A 5,251-nucleotide genomic window follows, 5' to 3' on the forward strand; every position below is an offset into this window, starting at 1 on the left:
GAAAAAAGAAAGCGATCTTTAAAGGAACTGAAATAACAACATCAAGAGTGTAGTACAAGTATACATATTATATATGTATGGGAAAAATACTACCGTCAATTTACTTTGATAAATTGAGGACAGGATCACGAAAGACTTATAAATAAAAAATTTACAAAGAAGAGTTTGATCCTGGCTCAGGATGAACGCTAGCGATAGGCCTAACACATGCAAGTCGAGGGGCAGCATTGAAATACTTGCTATTTTAGATGGCGACCGGCGCACGGGTGAGTAACACGTATGCAACCTACCTACAACAGGGAAATAACCCGGCGAAAGTCGGACTAATGTCCCATAAAACAGGGGTCCCGCATGGGAATATTTGTTAAAGATTTTATCGGTTGTAGATGGGCATGCGTTCCATTAGCTTGTTGGTGAGGTAACGGCTCACCAAGGCAACGATGGATAGGGGAACTGAGAGGTTTGTCCCCCACACTGGAACTGAGACACGGACCAGACTCCTACGGGAGGCAGCAGTGAGGAATATTGGTCAATGGGCGAGAGCCTGAACCAGCCAAATCGCGTGAAGGAAGACTGCCCTATGGGTTGTAAACTTCTTTTATACAGGAATAAAAAGGATTACGTGTAGTCCATTGCATGTACTGTATGAATAAGCATCGGCTAACTCCGTGCCAGCAGCCGCGGTAATACGGAGGATGCGAGCGTTATCCGGATTTATTGGGTTTAAAGGGTGCGCAGGCGGCCTTTTAAGTCAGTGGTGAAATCCCGAAGCTTAACTTCGGACTTGCCATTGAAACTGGGAGGCTTGAGTGTAGATGAAGTAGGCGGAATTCGTTGTGTAGCGGTGACATGCTTAGATATAACGAGGAACTCCAATTGCGTAGGCAGCTTACTAAACTATAACTGACGCTCATGCACGAAAGCGTGGGGATCAAACAGGATTAGATACCCTGGTAGTCCACGCCGTAAACGATGATTACTAGTTGTATGCGATATGATAGTATGTGACTAAGCGAAAGCGATAAGTAATCCACCTGGGGAGTACGCCGGCAACGGTGAAACTCAAAGGAATTGACGGGGGCCCGCACAAGCGGAGGAACATGTGGTTTAATTCGATGATACGCGAGGAACCTTACCCGGGCTTGAAATGTACCTGACCGACTATGAAAGTAGTCTTCTAGCAATAGCAGGTATGTAGGTGCTGCATGGTTGTCGTCAGCTCGTGCCGTGAGGTGTCGGCTTAAGTGCCATAACGAGCGCAACCCTCATTATTAGTTACTAACAGGTTAAGCTGAGGACTCTAATAAGACTGCCAGCGTAAGCTGTGAGGAAGGTGGGGATGACGTCAAATCAGCACGGCCCTTACGTCCGGGGCGACACACGTGTTACAATGGGGGGTACAAAGGGCAGCTACCTGGCGACAGGATGCTAATCTCTAAAACCTCTCCCAGTTCGGATTGGAGTCTGCAACTCGACTCCATGAAGCTGGATTCGCTAGTAATCGCGCATCAGCCATGGCGCGGTGAATACGTTCCCGGGCCTTGTACACACCGCCCGTCAAGCCATGGAAGCCGGGGGGACCTGAAGTACGTAACCGCAAGGAGCGTCCTAGGGTAAAACTGGTAACTGGGGCTAAGTCGTAACAAGGTAGCCGTACCGGAAGGTGCGGCTGGAACACCTCCTTTCTGGAGTGACTGTCCGTATGGTAGTACCCGAAGAGTGCTACACTCATGATTGATGTTGTCTATTTAACATAAAATAGAGAAACCAAGAAGCTGGTAATCAGTTTCAGGTGGAATAATAAGCCAGTCCTATAGCTCAGTTGGTTAGAGCGCTACACTGATAATGTAGAGGTCGGCAGTTCAAATCTGCCTGGGACTACCTGTAAAACGGGGGATTAGCTCAGCTGGCTAGAGCACCTGCCTTGCACGCAGGGGGTCAACGGTTCGAATCCGTTATTCTCCACAGTTGTCACAACAGCCGAGTCTTAGTTATCAATGGTAACTGTTGACTGTAAACTGTTAACTGACAAAAAGATCTTTGACATGATGTAATTAAAAAGAGCAAGTAAAAGATAGATTAATCTATCAAACCCACATAGTTGTATATATTAATATATATAATTAGTGAAAAAATAAAGAAAGTATGTAAGGGCACATGGGGGATGCCTTGGCTCTCAGAGGCGATGAAGGACGTGATAAGCTGCGATAAGCTACGGGAAGGTGCAAATAACCATTGATCCGTGGATTTCCGAATGGGGCAACCCAGTAGGTGAAGAACCTATTATCATGCTATGCATGAAGCTAACGCGGGGAACTGAAACATCTAAGTACCCGTAGGAAAAGAAAACAAAAGTGATTCCCAAAGTAGTGGCGAGCGAAATGGGATTAGCCCAAACCAATATTGTTTAGGCAATATTGGGGTTGTAGGACTGCGTCGTGGCAAGACGATATGGAAGTGGAACGATCTGGAACGTTCGATCATAGAGGGTGACAATCCCGTACACGAATCCGTATCTAAGCCTAGCAGTATCCTGAGTAGCGCGGGACACGAGAAATCCTGTGTGAATCTGCCGGGACCATCCGGTAAGGCTAAATACTCCTGAGAGACCGATAGTGAACCAGTACCGTGAGGGAAAGGTGAAAAGCACCTCGAATAGAGGAGTGAAATAGACCCTGAAACCATGTGCCTACAAGCGGTCGGAGCTGCTATGCAGTGACGGCGTGCCTTTTGCATAATGAACCTACGAGTTACTCTTACTGGCAAGGTTAAGTGCTATGAAGCATGCAACCGAAGCGAAAGCAAGTCTTAACAGGGCGGCTAGTCAGTAGGAGTAGACGCGAAACCAAGTGATCTACCCTTGTGCAGGTTGAAGTTTGGGTAACACCAAATGGAGGACCGAACCGGTAAACGTTGAAAAGTTTTCGGATGACGTGAGGGTAGGGGTGAAAGGCTAATCAAACTTGGAGATAGCTCGTACTCCCCGAAATGCATTTAGGTGCAGCCTCGGCTTACAGTATTGTGTCAGGTAGAGCGACTGATTGGATGCGAGGGCTTCGCCGCCTATCAAGTCCAGATAAACTCCGAATGGGCACAATATATTACCGGGAGTGAGGGCATGGGTGCTAAGGTCCATGTCCGAGAGGGAAATAACCCAGACCATCAGCTAAGGTCCCCAAATACATGTTAAGTTGAATTAACGAAGTATGACTACCAAGACAGCTAGGATGTTGGCTTGGAAGCAGCCATTCATTTAAAGAGTGCGTAACAGCTCACTAGTCGAGTGGTCGTGCGTGGATAATAATCGGGCATAAAACATGTTACCGAAGCTATGGGATAAATATTATCGGTAGGGGAGCATTCTGCTCAGCGTTGAAGGCGAGGCGTAAGCCTTTCTGGAGCGTGCAGAAAAGCAAATGTAGGTATAAGTAACGATAAAGGAGGTGAGAAACCTCCTCGCCGAAAGACTAAGGATTCCTGATCAACGCTAATCGGATCAGGGTAAGTCGGACCCTAAGGTTAAGCCGAACGGCGATACCGATGGACGAACTGGTTAATATTCCAGTACTATTTTAACGAGTGATGTGGTGACGCAGGAGTGACACTACTGCCATCTGACGGATTAGATGGTTAAAGGTTGTAGACGTTGACCGGGGTAGGCAAATCCGCCCTGGGAGTTGAAGCTGAAAGTACTACAAACCCACGGGTGCGTAGATAATGTAGGTAAGCAAGCTGCCAAGAAAACCCGCTAAACTTATCGTTAAAGTAACCGTACCGTAAACGGACACACGTAGTCGGGTTGAAAATACTAAGGCGCTCGAGCGATTCACAGTTAAGGAATTAGGCAAAATAACCCTGTAACTTCGGGAGAAAGGGTGCCACCTGCAAGGGTGGCCGCAGAGAATAGGTCAAGGCAACTGTTTATCAAAAACACATGGCTATGCTAATAAGAAATTAGATGTATATAGTCTGACACCTGCCCGGTGCTGGAAGGTTAAGAGGAGATGTCATTCGCAAGAAGAAGCATTGAATTGAAGCCCCAGTAAACGGCGGCCGTAACTATAACGGTCCTAAGGTAGCGAAATTCCTTGTCGGGTAAGTTCCGACCTGCACGAATGGTGTAATGATCTTGACACTGTCTCAACTGTGATCTCGGTGAAATTGTAGTATCGGTGAAGATGCCGATTACCCGCGATGGGACGAAAAGACCCCGTGAACCTTTACTATAGCTTTACATTGAATTTGGGCACTTGATGTGTAGGATAGGCCGGAGGCTATGAAGCAGGTACGCTAGTACTTGTGGAGCCATCCTTGAAATACGGCCCTTTAATTGTTTGAATTCTAACTCGCGGATGCGAGGACACTGTATGGTGGGTAGTTTGACTGGGGTGGTCGCCTCCAAAAGAGTAACGGAGGCTTCTAAAGGTGTGCTCAGGACGATTGGTAACCGTTCGTAGAGTGTAATGGTATAAGCACGCTTGACTGAGAGACCAACAAGTCGATCAGGTAGGAAACTAGAGCATAGTGATCCGGTGGTTTCAGTATGGAATGGCCATCGCTCAAAGGATAAAAGGTACTCCGGGGATAACAGGCTGATCATTCCCAAGAGCTCATATCGACGGAATGGTTTGGCACCTCGATGTCGGCTCGTCACATCCTGGGGCTGGAGTAGGTCCCAAGGGTTGGGCTGTTCGCCCATTAAAGTGGCACGCGAGCTGGGTTCAGAACGTCGTGAGACAGTTCGGTCTCTATCTATCGTGGGCGCAGGATATTTGCGGAGATCTGACACTAGTACGAGAGGACCGTGTTGGACAGACCCCTGGTTCACCAGTTGTTCCGCCAGGAGCATTGCTGGGTAGCTAAGTCTGGTTATGGATAAGTGCTGAAAGCATCTAAGTACGAAGCCGACTTCAAGATAAGATATCCACATAAGGGTCGTTGTAGACTACGACGTTGATAGGCTACAGGTGTAAAGGCAGCAATGTCATAGCCGAGTAGTACTAATTGCCCGAAACTTTCTGCGTTCAATTTTATTGAATTAAAAAAGATGGTTTATAGATAACCACTTTTACTTGTCTCTTTTACATCAGTCAACCTTATACGTTGCCCATTAAATAATATGGTCAACAGCAAGAAATTAAGGTGGTTATAACACTGAGGATCCACCTCTTCCCATTCCGAACAGAGAAGTTAAGCTCAGTCGTGCCGATGGTACTGCATATTTGTGGGAGAGTAGGTAACCGCCGTTTTA

Annotated in this window: 2 tRNA genes and 3 rRNA genes; all 5 read left to right on the top strand. The window is 47.1% G+C overall.

The features are described 5' to 3' along the window. The first annotated feature begins 153 nt into the window (after window positions 1-153). The 5 genes from DHU68_RS14065 (at window position 154) to rrf (ending at window position 5,249) form a co-directional block, all read left to right on the top strand. A 16S ribosomal RNA gene (locus DHU68_RS14065) occupies window positions 154-1,685 on the top strand. 122 nt (window positions 1,686-1,807) lie between these two features. Further along, window positions 1,808-1,881: transfer RNA gene (locus tag DHU68_RS14070), tRNA-Ile, on the top strand. Window positions 1,882-1,891: 10 nt separating this feature from the next. After that, window positions 1,892-1,965, top strand: a tRNA-Ala gene (locus tag DHU68_RS14075). 172 nt (window positions 1,966-2,137) lie between these two features. Continuing rightward, window positions 2,138-5,023 (top strand): 23S ribosomal RNA (locus tag DHU68_RS14080). Between the two features lie 115 nt (window positions 5,024-5,138). Further along, window positions 5,139-5,249 (top strand): 5S ribosomal RNA (gene rrf / locus DHU68_RS14085). The 16S, 23S and 5S rRNA genes sit together here with 2 tRNA genes alongside, the layout of an rRNA operon. Window positions 5,250-5,251 lie beyond the last annotated feature (2 nt).

It is taken from the genome of Dysgonomonas sp. Marseille-P4361, from assembly GCF_900343125.1.
In the GTDB taxonomy this organism is placed as follows: domain Bacteria; phylum Bacteroidota; class Bacteroidia; order Bacteroidales; family Dysgonomonadaceae; genus Dysgonomonas.